Here is a 15,569-nt window from a genome sequence, read left to right as displayed (position 1 = left end):
GTGCCACGCCAGGCCTTGATGCAAGGCAATGTGCCATTCGATGCTATGACACGCAGATGACAGTTTCGATTCGTGGCGTCTTGCCCAACTATAGTTACACTCAATCGACCGCAGCTTCCTGTCGAGCGTGGGTGCGGCTATCATGGGCCACGTTTTTTTTGCTTACGACCCTGGAGATATCCATGAGCAGCGATCTGATCAAACATGTCACCGACGCCTCCTTCGAAGCCGATGTCCTGAAGGCCGAAGGCGCGGTACTGGTCGACTACTGGGCTGAATGGTGCGGTCCATGCAAGATGATCGCTCCGGTTCTGGACGACATCGCTTCCACCTACGCGGGCAAACTGACCGTCGCCAAGCTGAACATCGACGAGAACCAAGAAACCCCGGCCAAGCATGGCGTGCGTGGCATCCCAACGCTGATGCTGTTCAAGAACGGCAACGTCGAAGCCACCAAGGTGGGCGCGCTGTCCAAATCTCAGCTGGCCGCGTTCCTCGACGCCCACCTGTGATATGAAAAGGCCCCGCGAATGCGGGGCTTTTCTTTTTCAGAGCACTAGACGCAGAAAAAAGCAAGTGTTACATTCGGCCTCGCACTGCTTCTCCAGTGCCCTCTACATGCCGTCGCCGAAGCATCCCCAATTCGAATCAGTACGCGATCCTGTCGCCATCTAGCGGCGCGGCTTCATTAAGCCAAAGCTTAATTCTCCCTTCTTACATGATTACGTCATTCCCCTTATGAACCTGACTGAACTCAAGCAAAAGCCGATTACCGATCTTTTGGAAATGGCCGAACAGATGGGCATCGAAAACATGGCCCGTTCGCGCAAACAGGACGTGATTTTCGCCCTGCTGAAAAAGCACGCGAAAAGCGGCGAAGAGATCTCCGGTGATGGCGTGCTGGAGATTCTCCAGGATGGTTTCGGTTTTCTGCGTTCGGCTGATGCGTCCTACCTGGCCGGCCCTGACGATATCTACGTCTCGCCCAGCCAGATCCGCCGTTTCAACCTGCGCACCGGCGACACCATCGTCGGCAAGATCCGCCCACCGAAAGAAGGGGAGCGTTACTTCGCGCTGCTGAAGGTCGACACCATCAACTTCGACCGTCCGGAAAACGCCAAGAACAAGATCCTGTTCGAAAACCTGACGCCGCTGTTTCCGAACAAGCGCCTGAAGATGGAAGCCGGCAACGGTTCCACCGAGGATTTGACCGGCCGCGTCATCGACCTGTGCGCACCGATCGGCAAGGGCCAGCGCGGCCTGATCGTTGCTCCGCCGAAAGCGGGCAAGACGATCATGCTGCAGAACATCGCGGCGAACATCACCCGTAACAACCCCGAGTGCCACCTGATCGTCCTGCTGATCGACGAGCGCCCGGAAGAAGTGACCGAAATGCAGCGTACCGTGCGCGGCGAAGTGGTTGCCTCTACCTTCGACGAGCCGCCAGCGCGCCACGTGCAGGTTGCCGAAATGGTGATCGAGAAGGCCAAGCGCCTGGTCGAGCACAAGAAAGACGTGGTGATCCTGCTGGACTCCATCACCCGCCTGGCGCGTGCCTACAACACCGTGATCCCGAGCTCTGGCAAGGTACTGACCGGTGGTGTCGACGCCCACGCCCTGGAAAAGCCGAAGCGCTTCTTCGGTGCGGCACGTAACATCGAGGAAGGCGGTTCGCTGACCATTATCGCCACCGCGCTGGTCGAAACCGGCTCGAAGATGGACGAAGTGATCTACGAAGAGTTCAAGGGCACCGGCAACATGGAGCTGCCGCTGGACCGCCGCATCGCCGAGAAGCGCGTGTTCCCGGCCATCAACATCAACCGCTCCGGTACCCGCCGCGAAGAGCTGCTGACCGCCGACGACGAATTGCAGCGCATGTGGATCCTGCGCAAGCTGCTGCACCCGATGGATGAAATCGCCGCCATCGAGTTCCTGGTCGACAAGCTCAAGCAGACCAAGACCAACGACGAGTTCTTCCTGTCGATGAAGCGCAAGTAAGCGTTTCCAGACCGGAACGGATTGGGGCTGCTTCGCGCCCCTTCGCGGGCACGCCCGCTCCCACAAGGATCACACTGAACCTGTGGCAGCGGGCGTGCCCGCGAAGGGGCGCGAAGCGGCCCCACTGCATTTTTGCCCCCAAACAAATCCCGAACGGCGCTACACTCTGCACCCCCGACCGATACGGCCAATACGAGGCTCCCGCATGCAGTATCGCGACTTGCGCGACTTCATCCGTGGCCTGGAACAGCGCGGCGAGCTCAAGCGCATCCAGGTTCCGATCTCCCCCGTCCTGGAAATGACCGAGGTCTGCGACCGCACCCTGCGTGCCAAAGGCCCGGCGTTACTGTTCGAAAACCCCACAGGCTTCGACATCCCGGTGCTCGGCAACCTGTTTGGCACCCCACAGCGCGTGGCCATGGGCATGGGCGCCGAGTCGGTCGATGAACTGCGGGAAATCGGCAAATTGCTGGCGTTTCTCAAGGAACCCGAGCCGCCGAAGGGCCTGAAGGACGCCTGGTCGAAGCTGCCGATCTTCAAGAAAGTCGTGTCGATGGCGCCGAAAGTGGTCAAGGACGCGGTCTGCCAGGAAGTGCTGGTCGAGGGTGACGATGTCGACCTCGGCGCGCTGCCTATCCAGCACTGTTGGCCTGGCGACGTGGCGCCGCTGATCACCTGGGGCCTTACCGTGACCCGCGGGCCGAACAAGGACCGCCAGAACCTGGGTATCTACCGGCAGCAGGTGATCGGCCGCAACAAGGTCATCATGCGTTGGCTTAGCCACCGGGGCGGTGCGCTCGACTATCGCGAATGGTGCGAGAAGAACCCGGGCCAGCCTTTCCCGGTTGCGGTCGCCCTGGGCGCAGACCCGGCAACCATCCTGGGCGCCGTGACGCCGGTACCGGACACCCTCTCCGAATATGCCTTTGCCGGCCTGCTGCGCGGCAACCGCACCGAACTGGTGAAGTGCCGTGGCAGTAACCTGCAGGTGCCGGCCACCGCCGAAATCATCCTGGAAGGCGTGATTCACCCTGGCGAAATGGCCCCCGAGGGCCCGTATGGTGACCATACCGGCTACTACAACGAAGTGGACAGCTTCCCGGTGTTCACCGTCGAGCGCATCACCCACCGGCTCAAGCCGATCTACCACAGCACCTACACCGGTCGCCCGCCTGATGAGCCGGCCATTCTCGGTGTGGCGCTGAACGAAGTGTTCGTGCCCATCCTGCAGAAGCAGTTCCCAGAGATCACCGACTTCTACCTGCCGCCGGAAGGTTGCTCGTACCGCATGGCGGTGGTGACCATGAAAAAGCAGTACCCCGGCCATGCGAAGCGCGTGATGTTGGGTGTATGGTCGTTCCTGCGACAGTTCATGTACACCAAGTTCGTTATTGTCACCGATGACGATATCAACGCCCGGGACTGGAACGATGTGATCTGGGCAATCACCACACGCATGGACCCCAAGCGTGATACGGTGATGATCGACAACACCCCGATCGACTACCTGGACTTCGCGTCGCCGGTGTCGGGGCTGGGGTCGAAGATGGGCCTGGATGCCACGCACAAGTGGCCAGGCGAGACTACACGCGAATGGGGGCGGGTCATCGTCAAGGACGAAGCCGTCACCCGGCGTATCGATGAGCTGTGGGATCAGTTGGGAATAGATTGATGCAGGTAACGTTGCAGCCGTCCGGGGCGGTGCTGGCGCTCGAACCCGGGGAACGGATCCTGGATGGAGCGCGGCGGCTGGGCTATGACTGCCCGAACAGCTGCCGCAATGGCAATTGCCATGTCTGCGCCGCGTTGTTGGTCGAGGGTCGGGTACGTCAGGACGGCGAAATCCGCGACCATGGCGAGTTGTTCACCTGCATTGCCGAACCGCTGGAGGACTGCGTGTTGCTCTGGGACGGTGTGCTCGCCCTGGGCGAGTTGCCTGTGCGCAAGCTGGCGTGCAGCGTGAGTGAATGCGTTGACGTCGGTGGCGACGTGTGGCGGGTGCGCTTGCGTGCACCGGCGGGCAAACCCCCGCGTTACCACGCCGGGCAGTACCTGATGATCGAGCGTGAGGGCGGCAAGCAGGCGGCCTTCTCGCTGGCGTCTGCGCCGCACGGCGGGCGTGAACTGGAGCTGCACGTACTGGCGCGCGAGCCCAGTGCCCAGCAACTGATCGAGCAGCTTAGGCGCGACGGCCTGGCGCGTATCGAAATGCCGTTTGGCGACACCCACCTGGCCGAGTTGCCCGAGGGCCCGTTGGTATTGATTGCCGCCGGCACCGGCATGGGCCAGATGCACAGCCTGGTCGAGCATTGCCGCGCCAAGGGTTTCCAGTACCCGGTGCACCTGTACTGGGGGGTGCGTCGGCCTGAAGATTTTTACCAGATCGAGCATTGGGACGAATGGCAGCGCCTGCCCAACCTGTACCTGCACCAGGTGGTCAGCGATCTGTGCGGCTGGGAAGGGCGGTGCGGCATGTTGCATGAAGCCGTTTGCGAGGACATTGCCGACCTCAATACTGTGCATGTGTATGCCAGTGGCTCGCCAAACATGATCTACGCCACACTCGACGCCCTGGTCGAAGCCGGCATGGATGCGCACCGTATGCGTGCCGATGTATTTGCCTATGCCCCGCGTGGCTAATAACCCAAGTTGGCAAGTCAGGTTATAAGGCGGTAACTGTTACCGCCTTGATTAATAACTTTCCCTGTTGTTGAAACAATCATTTCCAGTCGTCGGCTGCGCGTATGAAACCTGGCTACGAGGGCTTGAGTATTCCTGCGGTTCTGACCTATGGTTAGTGCAAGCGCCTTGGTATAGAGGCCTTGGCGCTTAACCTCATAGAATTTCGCTACATCCGTAGTTCACAGGAAACCTGGCGGCAGCTTATGTCGGCACTTGAAAGCATGTCGTGGAAAGTTTCATATCCACCGACACTCGACTTTGGTCAGCAACATACGCACGAACAGTTGTTCAACTCCATGAAGACCACCATGTCTCGGCACCCGGGTGGGCCGGTGTGGCTGTTTGCCTATGGCTCGTTGATCTGGCGCCCCGAGTGCAATTCGGTGGAGCGCCAGCGCGCACGCGTACATGGTTATCACCGGGGGCTCTACTTGTGGTCGCATGAGCATCGCGGCACCCCGGAAACCCCCGGGCTGGTATTCGGCCTGGACCGTGGCGGGTCCTGCAGTGGCTTTGCCTACCGGCTGGATGAAAGCAACCTGGACGACTCGCTCATGGCCCTGTGGCAACGTGAGATGCCTTACCCGGCCTATCGGCCGCATTGGCTCAACTGCCGGCTGGGCGATGGCACCAAGGTGCAGGCGCTGGGCTTTGTGCTGGAGCGGCATTTACCCTGCTATGCCGGTGATCTGCCGGATACCTTGCTCAGCCATATCCTGGCCAGCGCCAAAGGGCGCTATGGCACCACCCGCGACTATGTCGAACAGACTTTGCAGGCCCTGCGCAGCCACCAGATGCCTGATCGCAACCTGGAGGCGCGGTTCCGCCGTTGCCATAACCCGCGCGAGGTTTGATCAGCCTGTGCCGGCCTCTTCGCGGGCACGCCCGCTCCTACAGGAATCCATACTTTTTGAACCTGTGGGAGCGGGCGCGCCCGCGAAGAGGCCGGAACGGCAGATGAAGATCTAAAGCCTTACCTGGCCAGCACCACCAACTTACCCACAGCCTGCCGCTGCCCCAGTTTCTCAATGGCAGCCCCGGCCTCGGCCAGTGGATAAGTCTGCGACACCAGCGGCTTCAACTTGCCTTGGGCATGCCAGGCAAACAGCTGCTGGAAGTTGGTCGCATTGTCCTGCGGCTGACGCTGGGCAAACGCACCCCAGAACACCCCAAGCACCGCCGCGCCCTTGAGCAGCACCAGGTTGGCTGCCAGCTGTGGAATGGTGCCACTGGCGAACCCCACCACCAGCAACCGGCCATTCCAGGCCAGCCCGCGTACCGCCTGCTCGAACAGCTCGCCACCGACCGGGTCGTAGATCACGTCCACCCCCTGGCCGTTGGTCAGGCGCTTGATTTCCTCGCGCAGGCTGGCCTGGCTGTAGTCAATCAGTTCATCTGCCCCGGCTGCCTTGGCCACTGCCAGCTTGTCGGCATTGCTGGCAGCCGCGATGACGCGGGCACCCATGGCTTTGCCAATCTCCACCGCTGCCAGGCCGACGCCACCCGACGCGCCCAGTACCAGCAAGGTCTCACCCGCTTGCAGCTGGCCACGCTGGCGCAAGGCATGCATCGAGGTGCCATAGGTCATGCCAAACGCCGCTGCCGTGGTGAAGTCCATGCTCGCCGGGATCGGCAGCACGTTGTAGAACGGCACTGCCACCTGCTCGGCAAACGCCCCCCAGCCGGTCAGCGCCATGACCCGGTCACCGACCTTGAAGGCGCCGGCCTTTTCCCCGACCGCGGCTACCACACCGGCTGCCTCGCCACCGGGGGAGAACGGCAGCGGTGGCTGAAACTGGTACTTGCCTTCAATGATCAGCGTGTCAGGAAAGTTGACCCCTGCAGCCTGCACGTCCAACAGGATTTCGTTGTTCTTCGGCAGCGGGCTGGCGACTTCTTCCAGCACCAGGTTGCCCGCCGGGCCAAGGGTTTTGCACAACACAGCTTTCATTGGGGCTATTCCTTTGCGGGTCGTGGCCGATAAGTGTAGGAGGGCGGCATGCCGGGTCAACGAGCATGGCCCGCCCTGATGGGCAGGCATAAGCGGCGGCGTGAGCCTGGGCTTGGGTTTGCGCGCAGTGCTGGGTAAGCTGGCGCCAATTGGAATGAGGAGCGAATTCGTGAAAGCGTGGATCTTGATGGTACTGGCGCTGTTGCTGCCAACTGCGGCCATGGCCGAAGAAGCCAAGGAGGGTGCCCCCAAGGTTGCCTACATCACCCTGAGCCCGCCTTTTGTCGGCAACTATGCCCTTGATGGCGGCCCCCGCCTGCGGGTGTACAAGGCCGATGTGGCCCTGCGTGTGACCGGTGATGAGGCCGCCAAGGCCGTTCAGCACCACGAGCCGCTGATCCGTAACCAGCTGGTGGCGCTGTTCACCCAACAGTCTGTCGACAGCATGAGCAATGTCGAGGCCAAGGAGCACCTGCGCCAGGAGGCGCTGAAACAGGTGCAGCAGGTGATGGAAGCCGAAGAGGGCAAGCCGATCGTTGAGGACCTGCTGTTCAATAACCTGATCGTGCAGTAAACGGCGCCGCTGGCGCGCGGTTTCAGCGCAATGCGACAATCACCGCCCATTGCTCGTCGGTTACCGGCATGACCGACAGGCGGCTGCCCTTCTGCACCAGCGGCAGTTCGGCCAGGCCGGCCTGCTGCTTCAGCTGGCCCAGCTCCAGCACCCGTGGCAGGGTTTGCACATGTGCCACATCCACCGCGCTCCACGGGTTCTTCTCGGCTGTGGCCTTGGCATCATGGTAAGGGCTTTGCGGGTCCAGGGCAGTCGGGTCGGGGTAAGCCGCACGAATGATTTCGCCAATACCGGCAATGCCAGGTTGTGGGCAGCTGGAATGATAGAAAAAGAACCTGTCACCCTCGCTCATGGCCCGCAGGAAATTACGCGCCTGGTAATTGCGCACGCCGTCCCAGCGCGCTTCACCCAGGCGCCCCAGCGCTTCGATGGAGAGTTCGTCGGGTTCGGATTTCATCAGCCAGTAGGCCATGCGTGTCGCTCCTGAAAAGGTTTGAAATAACCTGGTGCACGAAACCGACAGCCGGTTGGCGTCAAGGTTTGCTTGCAGACGCAGGTTGTCGGAAAATGCGCCCCGTTTAATGCGCGATGCTCCGGCGACACTCAGAAAGCCGCCGAGCCTGAACAGTTTGCCTTGGGGGGCAATCTTCCATGTATCAACGTAAAAAACCGGATCTGCTGTGGGTCCTGGTGTTCATTTTTGGCCTGGGTGTGGTCACTACCGGTTATGCGCAAGGGTTATGGGAGCGCAAGCTGGACAACGCCTACGAAACGTCGGCAGACGCCAGCCAACCGCAACGTTGATGCCCCCTGCTGGCGCCGGTTACCGCGGCGCCAGGTACCAGCCACGGTCCGAGACCGTGCCCTGCAACGGTACGTCCCAACTGGCCTGCGCCAGCCGCTCGACCTTCTGGCACTCATGCGCCAAGCCCAGCAGTAATGGTTTTTTCCAGCTTTGCCGGCGCCCCTGGTAGGCCAGGCTGCGGTCATAGAAGCCGCCGCCCATGCCCAGGCGCCCGCCCACCTCATCAAAGCCGACCAGCGGCAACAGAATCAGGTCCAGTGCCCAGATGGGCCGTTGGCGTTTGCGCTCGATAACCGGTTCAGGGATACGGAAACGGTTGGGTCGCAGTTTTTCCCCTGGCTCGAAACGCTGGAACACCATGCGCGTGCGCGGCCAGGCATGCAGCACCGGCAGGTAGGTGCGCTTGCCGCGGCGCTGGGCTTCACGCAATAACAGGCGCGGGTCTATTTCGCCGTCGTTGGGCAGGTACAGGGCAATGTGCCTGGCGCGGCGGAACAGGGGGTGCTGGGCCAATTGCCGATACAGCCCAAGGGCCGCCTGGCGCTGCTGGGCGGGGGTGAGGGCGCGGCGGGCATTGCGCAGCAAACGGCGAAGCTGAGGGCGGGTAAGCGGCGCGGTGTCGGTCATGGCACAGGCGATCCCAGGCGTGCTGGCCGCCAGACGCGGCACAAACGAATTGCCCGCCACAGGGGGCGGGCAAGGAATTCAGGCTCCCCGATAAGACCGCTATCGGTGTAGCCCTTGAACCCGAAAGTTCAAGGTGGAGATTGCAGGGGGCGTTAAGGCTTTCCGTCGGGCGGACATGCACACCGGCCCCAGCGTGCAACCCCCGTGGTTGTGCGTATCGGCTCAGGGACATAACCGACTGGCGCATCCCCCAGGGAGTGGCGCCAGTATACCAATCTCAGCCGATTTTGGTATCCGTGTCGTCGGACAAAGCCTTGTCCACCCGATCCAGCAGGTCGCGCACCTGTTCGCGGTTGGTGCCGCTGACCGGCGCTGCGCTGCGGTCTTCCTGGCGGTGCAGCATCTCGTGGGTGATGTTCAACGCGGCCATGACGGCAATGCGGTCGGCGCCGATCACCTTGCCGCTGCTGCGGATCTCGCGCATCTTGCTGTCCAGGTAGCGGGCTGCGCTAACCAGGTTGTTGCGCTCTTCCGGCGGGCAGATGATCGAGTAGTCCTTGTCGAGGATCTGCACGGTGACGCTATTGCTTGAACTCATGAGTCTTGCTCCAGAGCCTTGAGGCGTAAAATCATCGACTCGACCTTGCGCTTGGCTATCTCGTTTTTTTCGATGAGGTGGGCGCGCTCTTCGCGCCAGGACTTTTCCTGAGCTACTAGGAGTGCATTTTGCCGTTTTAGTTGCTCGACACGTTCGATCAGCAGCTCGAAACGGCTCATCAGTGCCTGCAGGTCGTTCTCTTGCGTGGGTTGCACTCGATTCGCTCCGTCGTTCGGTCACCTGGCGATGATGCCTCTCCCTGGGTGGCGACGGCCAGTGCCGATGGTCTTGGCGCGCCTGCCGGTGCTAGGATACAAGGCCTCATTCTAGTCATTTGCGCCGTCTGGCGCCTAGCTGCCCATGCCCAATACCCAATCGCCCTACATCGCTTTCGCCATGCTGCTGTCCAGCAATGGCCACCCTGTCACCCCGGCCGAACTGCACGGCCTGCTGATTGGCCGCAGCTGCGCCGGTGCCGGCTTCGATGCCGACGGCTGGCTGGCCGACGCGGCCCAACTGCTGGAAACCGAGCCCGGTGACACCGTGCGCAACGCCCTGGTTGGCCTGCAGGAAATGGTTAAGGGCGAGCTCACCAGCGACGACATGGCCATCGTTCTGCTGCTGCCTTCCGACGATGCCGCGCTGACCGACCGCGCCACCGCGCTGGGGCAGTGGTGCCAGGGCTTCATCACCGGCTTCGGCCTGAACGCCGGCGGCAAGGACTTGTCCGACGAGGCCAAGGAAGTGCTGCAGGACCTGGTGGCCATTTCCCAAGTGCAGGAAGCCCTCGAAGAATCCGATGATGGCGAGAGCGACTACATGGAAGTCATGGAGTACCTGCGCGTTGCGCCGCTGCTGCTGTTCTCCGAGCTGGCCAAGCCTTCCGCACCCGCGCCCAAGCCATCGCTGCACTGATCAACCAGGGGTAGTCTGCCCATGAGCCACATTCCCAAGGCCGAGTATGCCCGGCGGCGCAAGGCGCTGATGGCGCAGATGGTCCCCAACAGCATCGCCATCCTGCCCGCCGCCGCGGTTGCCATCCGCAACCGTGACGTCGAGCACGTGTACCGCCAGGACAGCGACTTCCAGTACCTCAGCGGCTTCCCCGAGCCAGAGGCGGTCATTGCCCTGATCCCCGGGCGCGAGCACGGTGAGTACGTGCTGTTCTGCCGTGAGCGCAACCCTGAGCGGGAGCTGTGGGATGGCTTGCGCGCCGGCCAGGAAGGCGCAGTGAGTGATTTTGGCGCCGACGATGCATTCCCCATCGCTGACATCGACGAAATCCTGCCTGGCCTGATCGAAGGCCGCGAGCGGGTGTACAGCGCCATGGGCAGCAACCCTGAATTCGACCGCCGGTTGATGGACTGGATCAACGTGATCCGCTCCAAGGCCCGGCTGGGTGCCCAGCCACCGAACGAGTTCGTTGCGCTGGATCATCTGCTGCATGACATGCGCCTGTATAAATCGGCAGCGGAAGTGAAAGTCATGCGGGCGGCTGCAGACATTTCTGCGCGTGCCCATGTGCGGGCCATGCAGGCCTGCCGGGCCGGGTTGTACGAATACAGCCTGGAAGCCGAACTGGACTACGAGTTCCGCAAGGGCGGGGCGAAGATGCCGGCCTACGGCTCCATCGTTGCCGCTGGGCGCAATGGCTGCATCCTGCACTACCAGCAGAATGACGCGCCGCTCAGGGAGGGCGACCTGGTGCTGATCGACGCCGGCTGCGAAATCGACTGCTACGCCAGTGACATCACCCGCACCTTCCCGGTCAGCGGGCGCTTTTCACCCGAGCAGAAGGCTATCTACGAGCTGGTGCTCAAGGCGCAGGCCGCAGCGTTCGCCGAAATCGCCCCCGGCAAGCACTGGAACCATGCCCATGAGGCGACCGTGCGGGTCATCACCACCGGGCTGGTGGAGCTGGGCCTGCTGGAGGGCGATGTGCAGGCGCTGATCGACAGCGAAGCCTACCGCGCCTTCTACATGCACCGTGCCGGCCACTGGCTGGGCATGGATGTACACGATGTGGGCGAGTACAAGGTGGGCGGTGAATGGCGGGTGCTGGAACCGGGTATGGCGCTGACCGTCGAACCGGGTATCTACATTGGTGCCGACAATCAGGCCGTGGCCAAGAAGTGGCGCGGCATTGGGGTAAGGATCGAGGACGACGTGGTGGTGACCAGGCAAGGTTGTGAAATCCTCACTTCGGGCGTGCCACGCACGGTCGCCGAGATCGAGGCGCTGATGCAGGCTGCACGCAAGGACGCCGCATGAACCGGGTAAACCTGGCAATCATTGGTGGCGGCCTGGTGGGTGCCAGCCTGGCGTTGGCCTTGCAGGCCGGGGCCAAGGCCAGAGGCTGGAAGATCCTGCTGATCGAGCCGTTCGCCCCTGGCGACAGTTACCAGCCCAGCTACGATGCCCGCTCTTCGGCCTTGTCGTTCGGCACCCAGCAGATCTACCAGCAACTGGGCCTGTGGCAGGCCATTGGCCACCGAGCCGAGCCGATCCGGCAGATTCACGTCTCCGACCGTGGCCGCTTTGGCGCCACCCGCCTGGATGCCCAGGAAGAAGGCGTGCCGGCGCTGGGTTACGTGGTGGAGAACGCCTGGCTGGGCCAGTGCCTGTGGCAAGGCCTGGACCGCGAGGTGGTCAGCTGGCGCTGCCCGGCAGAAGTGACCGCGCTGCAGGCGGTCGACGGTGGCTACCAACTGCGCTTGAACGACGACACCCAGCTGCACTGCGACCTGGCAGTGCTGGCCGACGGCGGCCGTTCTGGTTTGCGCGAGCAACTGGGCATCCAGGTACGCCATACGCCCTACCAGCAGAGCGCCCTGATCGCCAACATCAGCCCTGGCGAGGCCCATCGCGGCCAGGCCTTCGAGCGCTTCACCGAAGACGGCCCCATGGCCCTGCTGCCATTGCCGGATAACCGCTGCGCGCTGGTATGGACCCGCCAGGGCATGGACGCCAAACGGCTGGCCGCCATCGACGAGCGCAGTTTCCTGCGCGAGTTGCAGGGGGTGTTCGGCTACCGGCTGGGTGCGCTGCGCCAGGTCGGTGCGCGGCATCTGTACCCGCTGTCGTTGATCGAAGCCCAGGAGCAGGTGCGGCCACAGTTGGTGGTGCTCGGCAACGCTGCGCACAGCTTGCACCCGATTGCCGGCCAGGGGTTCAACTTGTCGTTGCGTGACGTGCAAGCGTTGGCCGAGGCGTTGCTTGCCGGCCCGCCGCGCCCGGGCGACCTGGCCACGCTGCAGGCCTATCACCAGCGCCAGCGCCTGGACCAGGCCATGACCATTGGCTTCTCCGACCAGGTCACCCGCCTGTTCGGCAGCCAGCAGCCGTTGCTGGCCGCCGGGCGTAACCTGGGCCTGCTCGGGCTTGACCTGCTGCCACCGGCCAAAAGTTGGTTCGCTCGCCAGGCCATGGGCCTGGGCACCCGCCCCGACCGGCAGGGCCTGGCATGAGCAACCCCCGTAAACGCGCACGCCGGGCGCGCATGCTGCGCTGGCTGTTGAACCTTTACCCGCCTTACTTGGGGGCAGGTATTCGCGTGCAGCACATCAGCCCGGACCTGCGCAGCGTGAAGGTGGCAATGAAGCTGACGCGCTGGAACCGCAATTACGTCGGTACCCAGTTTGGCGGCAGCCTGTATGCCATGGTCGACCCGTTCTACATGCTGTTGCTGATCGAGCAGTTGGGGCGCGACTACATTGTCTGGGACAAGGCCGCCAGCATCGATTTCATCGCGCCGGGCAAAGGCCCGGTGTTCGCCGAATTCCACGTCGATGACGCGCTGCTGAACGACATTCGTCAGCAGACCGCTACCGGCAAGAAGTGCCTGCCGCGTGTGCAGGTCGATATCCGCGATGGCGCCGGCGAACTGGTGGCGCGGGTCGATAAAACCCTATATGTGCGGCTCAAGCCGCAAGCGAGGCAGGCGTAGGCATGGAAATGCGCGCAGATCTGTTGATTGTCGGTGCCGGTATGGTCGGCAGCGCCCTGGCCCTGGCGTTACGCCACAGTGGCTTGCAAATCCTCTTGCTCGACGGCGGCCCGCTGACGGTCAAGCCGTTCGATGCCCAGGCTCCGTTCGAACCGCGGGTCAGCGCATTGTCGGCCGCCAGCCAGCGCATTCTCGAACGCCTCGGTGCCTGGGAAGGCATTGCCCAGCGGCGTGCCACACCGTACTCCGACATGCATGTGTGGGACGGGAGCGGCACCGGGCAGATTCACTTTTCGGCGGCCAGCGTGCATGCCCAGGTGCTCGGCCATATCGTCGAGAACCGGGTGGTGCAGGACAGCCTGCTGGAGCGCCTGCACGACAGCGATGTCGGCCTGCTGGCCAACGCGCGGCTGGAACAACTGCGCCGCTCTGGCGATGACTGGCTGCTGACCCTGGCCGATGGCCGGCGCTTGCGCGCGCCGCTGGTGGTCGCGGCCGATGGCGCCCATTCGGCCGTGCGGCGGCTGGCCGGTTGCGACACCCGCGAATGGGATTACCTGCACCACGCCATCGTGACCAGCGTGCGTTGCAGCGCCGGGCACCAGGCCACAGCCTGGCAGCGCTTCACCGATGAGGGGCCGCTGGCTTTCCTGCCGTTGACCCGAGGTGGCCAGCAAGACTGGTGCTCGATCGTCTGGTCGACCACGCCGGAGCAGGCCGAGCGGTTGATGGCGCTGGATGACGCTGCCTTCGTGCAGGCCCTGGAGCGGGCCTTCGAGGGGCGCCTGGGGAGCGTGCTGCAGGCCGACCCACGGGTGTGTGTACCGCTGCGTCAGCGCCACGCCAAGCGCTACGTGGAGCACGGCCTGGCGTTGGTGGGTGATGCGGCCCACACCATCCACCCCTTGGCCGGGCAGGGCGTCAACCTGGGGTTTCTGGATGCGGCGGTGCTGGCCGACGTACTGGGCAAGGCCTGCGAGCGTGGCGAACGGCTGGCGGACGTGAAGGTATTGAGCCGTTACGAGCGCCGGCGCATGCCGCATAACCTGGCGCTGATGGCGGCGATGGAAGGGTTCGAGCGGTTGTTCCAGGCCAACCCGCTGCCGTTGCGCTGGTTGCGCAACAGTGGGCTGAAGCTGGTGCAGCAGCTGCCCGAAGCCAAGGCGATGTTCGTGCGCCAGGCGTTGGGGCTGTCCGGGGATTTGCCGGAATTGGCCAAGGCTTGAGATGGCGGGGGCCGCTTTGCGCCCCCTCTGCAACATCCGGTAACGGCTCAAAGGATGAGCCAGAAAATGGGATTCACTACCATTTGCGCCTCTCATACCTTCCGAGGAGCGCTTTCCATGTTGCCACGCAAGCCCCTACTGGCCGCCCTGGCCCTGACTTTGTTCGGCGGCACCGCCCAGGCAGCGGAAGAAGTGGTGGTGTACTCCTCGCGCATCGATGAGCTGATCAAGCCGGTGTTCGATGCCTATACCGCCAAAACCGGCGTCAAGGTCAAGTTCATCACCGACAAGGAAGCGCCGCTGATGCAGCGCATCAAGGCCGAGGGCGACAATGGCGTGGCCGACCTGCTGCTGACCGTCGATGCCGGCAACCTGTGGCAGGCCGAGCAAATGGGCATCCTGCAGCCGATCAAGTCCGCCACCATCGACCAGAACATTCCGCCGCAGTACCGCGCCTCGTCCCATGATTGGACCGGCCTCAGCTTGCGCGCGCGCACCATCGTCTACTCCAGCGAGCGGGTCAAACCGGCAGAGTTGAGCACCTACGAGGCCCTGGCCGACAAGCAGTGGGAAGGCCGCCTGTGCCTGCGCACGGCGAAAAAGGTCTACAACCAGTCGTTGACCGCCACCCTGATCGAAACCCATGGCGAGGCGAAGACCGAGCAAATCGTCAAAGGCTGGGTCAACAACCTGTCCACCGATGTGTTCTCCGACGACAACGCGGTGATCCAGGCCATTGCGGCCGGCCAGTGCGACGTGGGCATCGTCAACACCTACTACTACGGCCGCCTGCACAAGCAGAACCCGCAGTTGCCGGTGAAGCTCTTCTGGCCCAACCAGGGCGACCGTGGCGTGCACGTGAACCTGTCGGGCATTGGCCTTAGCAAACATGCACCGCACCCCGAGGCAGCGACCAAGCTGGTGGAATGGATGACGGGTGAAGAAGCGCAGAAACTGTTCGCCGACATCAACCAGGAATTCCCGGCCAACCCGAAGGTCAGGCCATCGGAAGAAGTGGCAGCGTGGGGCAGCTTCAAGGCCGACAGCATTCCGGTGGAAATTGCCGGCAAACGCCAGGCTGAAGCCATTCGCCTGATGGATCGGGCTGGCTGGAATTAAGCGCCGGGCTTTATCCTCTCGGGGCCTGAAAGGGCCTTTTCGC

At 63.0% G+C, this 15,569-nt stretch carries 18 protein-coding genes and 1 other RNA gene; 13 read left to right on the top strand and 6 right to left on the bottom strand.

Annotated features, from left to right (window positions below):
- Positions 1 to 182: 182 nt before the first annotated feature.
- From trxA to ACF8SD_RS13125, 5 genes are all read left to right on the top strand, one after another.
- The gene (trxA, locus tag ACF8SD_RS13145; RefSeq protein WP_021783523.1) at positions 183 to 512 is read left to right on the top strand and encodes a thioredoxin TrxA; all 330 of its coding nucleotides are present in this window, start codon (positions 183 to 185) and stop codon (positions 510 to 512) included.
- 226 nt (positions 513 to 738) lie between these two features.
- The gene (gene rho / locus ACF8SD_RS13140) at positions 739 to 1,998 is read left to right on the top strand and encodes a transcription termination factor Rho (protein WP_029886229.1); all 1,260 of its coding nucleotides are present in this window, start codon (positions 739 to 741) and stop codon (positions 1,996 to 1,998) included.
- A gap of 205 nt (positions 1,999 to 2,203) precedes the next feature.
- Positions 2,204 to 3,670 carry a 4-hydroxy-3-polyprenylbenzoate decarboxylase gene (ubiD, locus tag ACF8SD_RS13135; protein ID WP_173891515.1) on the top strand — a complete coding sequence of 489 codons (1,467 nt, stop codon included), beginning with the start codon at positions 2,204 to 2,206 and terminating at the stop codon, positions 3,668 to 3,670.
- The gene (locus ACF8SD_RS13130) at positions 3,670 to 4,638 is read left to right on the top strand and encodes a CDP-6-deoxy-delta-3,4-glucoseen reductase (protein WP_009684149.1); all 969 of its coding nucleotides are present in this window, start codon (positions 3,670 to 3,672) and stop codon (positions 4,636 to 4,638) included. Before ubiD ends, ACF8SD_RS13130 begins: the two co-directional genes overlap by 1 nt.
- Positions 4,639 to 4,883: 245 nt before the next feature.
- Positions 4,884 to 5,534 (top strand): gamma-glutamylcyclotransferase, encoded by a 651-nt coding sequence (locus ACF8SD_RS13125; protein WP_009684148.1) that lies wholly within the window; start codon positions 4,884 to 4,886, stop codon positions 5,532 to 5,534.
- A gap of 119 nt (positions 5,535 to 5,653) precedes the next feature.
- On the opposite strand, the gene ACF8SD_RS13120 is transcribed toward ACF8SD_RS13125, so the two are convergent.
- A complete protein-coding gene (locus ACF8SD_RS13120) occupies positions 5,654 to 6,631 on the bottom strand; it encodes an NADPH:quinone oxidoreductase family protein (RefSeq protein ID WP_392484879.1) in 978 nt (325 codons plus the stop codon).
- Positions 6,632 to 6,800: 169 nt separating this feature from the next.
- On the opposite strand from ACF8SD_RS13120, the gene ACF8SD_RS13115 reads away from it, so the two are divergent.
- Positions 6,801 to 7,205 carry a flagellar basal body-associated protein FliL gene (locus ACF8SD_RS13115; protein WP_173891512.1) on the top strand — a complete coding sequence of 135 codons (405 nt, stop codon included), beginning with the start codon at positions 6,801 to 6,803 and terminating at the stop codon, positions 7,203 to 7,205.
- Between the two features lie 22 nt (positions 7,206 to 7,227).
- Here the strand turns inward: ACF8SD_RS13115 and ACF8SD_RS13110 are convergent, their stop codons facing one another.
- Entirely contained in the window at positions 7,228 to 7,677 is a 450-nt protein-coding gene (locus tag ACF8SD_RS13110) for an EVE domain-containing protein (protein ID WP_173891511.1), read from the bottom strand.
- 179 nt (positions 7,678 to 7,856) lie between these two features.
- Between ACF8SD_RS13110 and ACF8SD_RS13105 the strand changes: the two genes are divergently transcribed.
- Entirely contained in the window at positions 7,857 to 8,009 is a 153-nt protein-coding gene (locus tag ACF8SD_RS13105; RefSeq protein ID WP_173891510.1) for a hypothetical protein, read from the top strand.
- A gap of 19 nt (positions 8,010 to 8,028) precedes the next feature.
- Here the strand turns inward: ACF8SD_RS13105 and ACF8SD_RS13100 are convergent, their stop codons facing one another.
- The 4 genes from ACF8SD_RS13100 to ACF8SD_RS13085 form a co-directional block, all read right to left on the bottom strand.
- Complete coding sequence (locus ACF8SD_RS13100; protein ID WP_173891509.1) at positions 8,029 to 8,637, bottom strand: 5-formyltetrahydrofolate cyclo-ligase; 609 nt, start codon at positions 8,635 to 8,637, stop codon at positions 8,029 to 8,031.
- 80 nt (positions 8,638 to 8,717) lie between these two features.
- Positions 8,718 to 8,897, bottom strand: a non-coding RNA gene (gene ssrS / locus ACF8SD_RS13095) — 6S RNA.
- A 17-nt stretch (positions 8,898 to 8,914) separates the two neighbouring features.
- The gene (locus ACF8SD_RS13090; protein ID WP_009684142.1) at positions 8,915 to 9,235 is read right to left on the bottom strand and encodes a cell division protein ZapA; all 321 of its coding nucleotides are present in this window, start codon (positions 9,233 to 9,235) and stop codon (positions 8,915 to 8,917) included.
- Positions 9,232 to 9,414: a TIGR02449 family protein gene (locus ACF8SD_RS13085; protein WP_029886233.1), complete on the bottom strand. Its 183-nt coding sequence runs from the start codon at positions 9,412 to 9,414 to the stop codon at positions 9,232 to 9,234. The genes ACF8SD_RS13090 and ACF8SD_RS13085 overlap by 4 nt, the downstream gene beginning before the upstream one ends.
- A 181-nt stretch (positions 9,415 to 9,595) precedes the next feature.
- Here ACF8SD_RS13085 and ACF8SD_RS13080 point away from each other — a divergent pair, with 181 nt between their 5' ends.
- The 6 genes from ACF8SD_RS13080 to ACF8SD_RS13055 all read left to right on the top strand — a co-directional run bounded on the left by ACF8SD_RS13080 (position 9,596) and on the right by ACF8SD_RS13055 (position 15,526).
- On the top strand, positions 9,596 to 10,150 hold the full coding sequence (locus ACF8SD_RS13080) for a YecA family protein (protein ID WP_392484875.1): 555 nt from the start codon (positions 9,596 to 9,598) through the stop codon (positions 10,148 to 10,150).
- A 21-nt stretch (positions 10,151 to 10,171) separates the two neighbouring features.
- Positions 10,172 to 11,506 carry a Xaa-Pro aminopeptidase gene (pepP, locus tag ACF8SD_RS13075; protein ID WP_054911886.1) on the top strand — a complete coding sequence of 445 codons (1,335 nt, stop codon included), beginning with the start codon at positions 10,172 to 10,174 and terminating at the stop codon, positions 11,504 to 11,506.
- On the top strand, positions 11,503 to 12,702 hold the full coding sequence (ubiH, locus tag ACF8SD_RS13070; protein WP_392484873.1) for a 2-octaprenyl-6-methoxyphenyl hydroxylase: 1,200 nt from the start codon (positions 11,503 to 11,505) through the stop codon (positions 12,700 to 12,702). Before pepP ends, ubiH begins: the two co-directional genes overlap by 4 nt.
- On the top strand, positions 12,699 to 13,181 hold the full coding sequence (locus tag ACF8SD_RS13065; protein ID WP_392484871.1) for a DUF4442 domain-containing protein: 483 nt from the start codon (positions 12,699 to 12,701) through the stop codon (positions 13,179 to 13,181). Before ubiH ends, ACF8SD_RS13065 begins: the two co-directional genes overlap by 4 nt.
- Before the next feature lie 8 nt (positions 13,182 to 13,189).
- Complete coding sequence (locus tag ACF8SD_RS13060) at positions 13,190 to 14,407, top strand: 2-octaprenyl-3-methyl-6-methoxy-1,4-benzoquinol hydroxylase (protein WP_173891763.1); 1,218 nt, start codon at positions 13,190 to 13,192, stop codon at positions 14,405 to 14,407.
- A 117-nt stretch (positions 14,408 to 14,524) separates the two neighbouring features.
- The gene (locus ACF8SD_RS13055) at positions 14,525 to 15,526 is read left to right on the top strand and encodes an extracellular solute-binding protein (protein WP_173891505.1); all 1,002 of its coding nucleotides are present in this window, start codon (positions 14,525 to 14,527) and stop codon (positions 15,524 to 15,526) included.
- Positions 15,527 to 15,569 lie beyond the last annotated feature (43 nt).

The sequence above is a fragment of the Pseudomonas sp. CJQ_9 genome, from assembly GCF_043106615.1.
Classification (GTDB): domain Bacteria; phylum Pseudomonadota; class Gammaproteobacteria; order Pseudomonadales; family Pseudomonadaceae; genus Aquipseudomonas; species Aquipseudomonas juntendi.
The sequence above is the reverse complement of the archived record's forward strand: the minus strand, read 5'-3'. Positions and strand labels throughout refer to the sequence as shown.

What these genes read in the sequence shown, in the direction of transcription:
- trxA (WP_021783523.1), top strand. Translation starts at nt 183, where the DNA reads ATGAGCAGCGATCTGATCAAACATGTCACCGACGCCTCCTTCGAAGCC.
- rho (WP_029886229.1), top strand. Translation starts at nt 739, where the DNA reads ATGAACCTGACTGAACTCAAGCAAAAGCCGATTACCGATCTTTTGGAA.
- ubiD (WP_173891515.1), top strand. Translation starts at nt 2,204, where the DNA reads ATGCAGTATCGCGACTTGCGCGACTTCATCCGTGGCCTGGAACAGCGC.
- ACF8SD_RS13130 (WP_009684149.1), top strand. Translation starts at nt 3,670, where the DNA reads ATGCAGGTAACGTTGCAGCCGTCCGGGGCGGTGCTGGCGCTCGAACCC.
- ACF8SD_RS13125 (WP_009684148.1), top strand. Translation starts at nt 4,884, where the DNA reads ATGTCGGCACTTGAAAGCATGTCGTGGAAAGTTTCATATCCACCGACA.
- ACF8SD_RS13120 (WP_392484879.1), bottom strand. Translation starts at nt 6,631, where the DNA reads ATGAAAGCTGTGTTGTGCAAAACCCTTGGCCCGGCGGGCAACCTGGTG.
- ACF8SD_RS13110 (WP_173891511.1), bottom strand. Translation starts at nt 7,677, where the DNA reads ATGGCCTACTGGCTGATGAAATCCGAACCCGACGAACTCTCCATCGAA.
- ACF8SD_RS13105 (WP_173891510.1), top strand. Translation starts at nt 7,857, where the DNA reads ATGTATCAACGTAAAAAACCGGATCTGCTGTGGGTCCTGGTGTTCATT.
- ACF8SD_RS13100 (WP_173891509.1), bottom strand. Translation starts at nt 8,637, where the DNA reads ATGACCGACACCGCGCCGCTTACCCGCCCTCAGCTTCGCCGTTTGCTG.
- ACF8SD_RS13090 (WP_009684142.1), bottom strand. Translation starts at nt 9,235, where the DNA reads ATGAGTTCAAGCAATAGCGTCACCGTGCAGATCCTCGACAAGGACTAC.
- ACF8SD_RS13085 (WP_029886233.1), bottom strand. Translation starts at nt 9,414, where the DNA reads ATGAGCCGTTTCGAGCTGCTGATCGAACGTGTCGAGCAACTAAAACGG.
- ACF8SD_RS13080 (WP_392484875.1), top strand. Translation starts at nt 9,596, where the DNA reads ATGCCCAATACCCAATCGCCCTACATCGCTTTCGCCATGCTGCTGTCC.
- pepP (WP_054911886.1), top strand. Translation starts at nt 10,172, where the DNA reads ATGAGCCACATTCCCAAGGCCGAGTATGCCCGGCGGCGCAAGGCGCTG.
- ubiH (WP_392484873.1), top strand. Translation starts at nt 11,503, where the DNA reads ATGAACCGGGTAAACCTGGCAATCATTGGTGGCGGCCTGGTGGGTGCC.
- ACF8SD_RS13065 (WP_392484871.1), top strand. Translation starts at nt 12,699, where the DNA reads ATGAGCAACCCCCGTAAACGCGCACGCCGGGCGCGCATGCTGCGCTGG.
- ACF8SD_RS13060 (WP_173891763.1), top strand. Translation starts at nt 13,190, where the DNA reads ATGCGCGCAGATCTGTTGATTGTCGGTGCCGGTATGGTCGGCAGCGCC.
- ACF8SD_RS13055 (WP_173891505.1), top strand. Translation starts at nt 14,525, where the DNA reads ATGTTGCCACGCAAGCCCCTACTGGCCGCCCTGGCCCTGACTTTGTTC.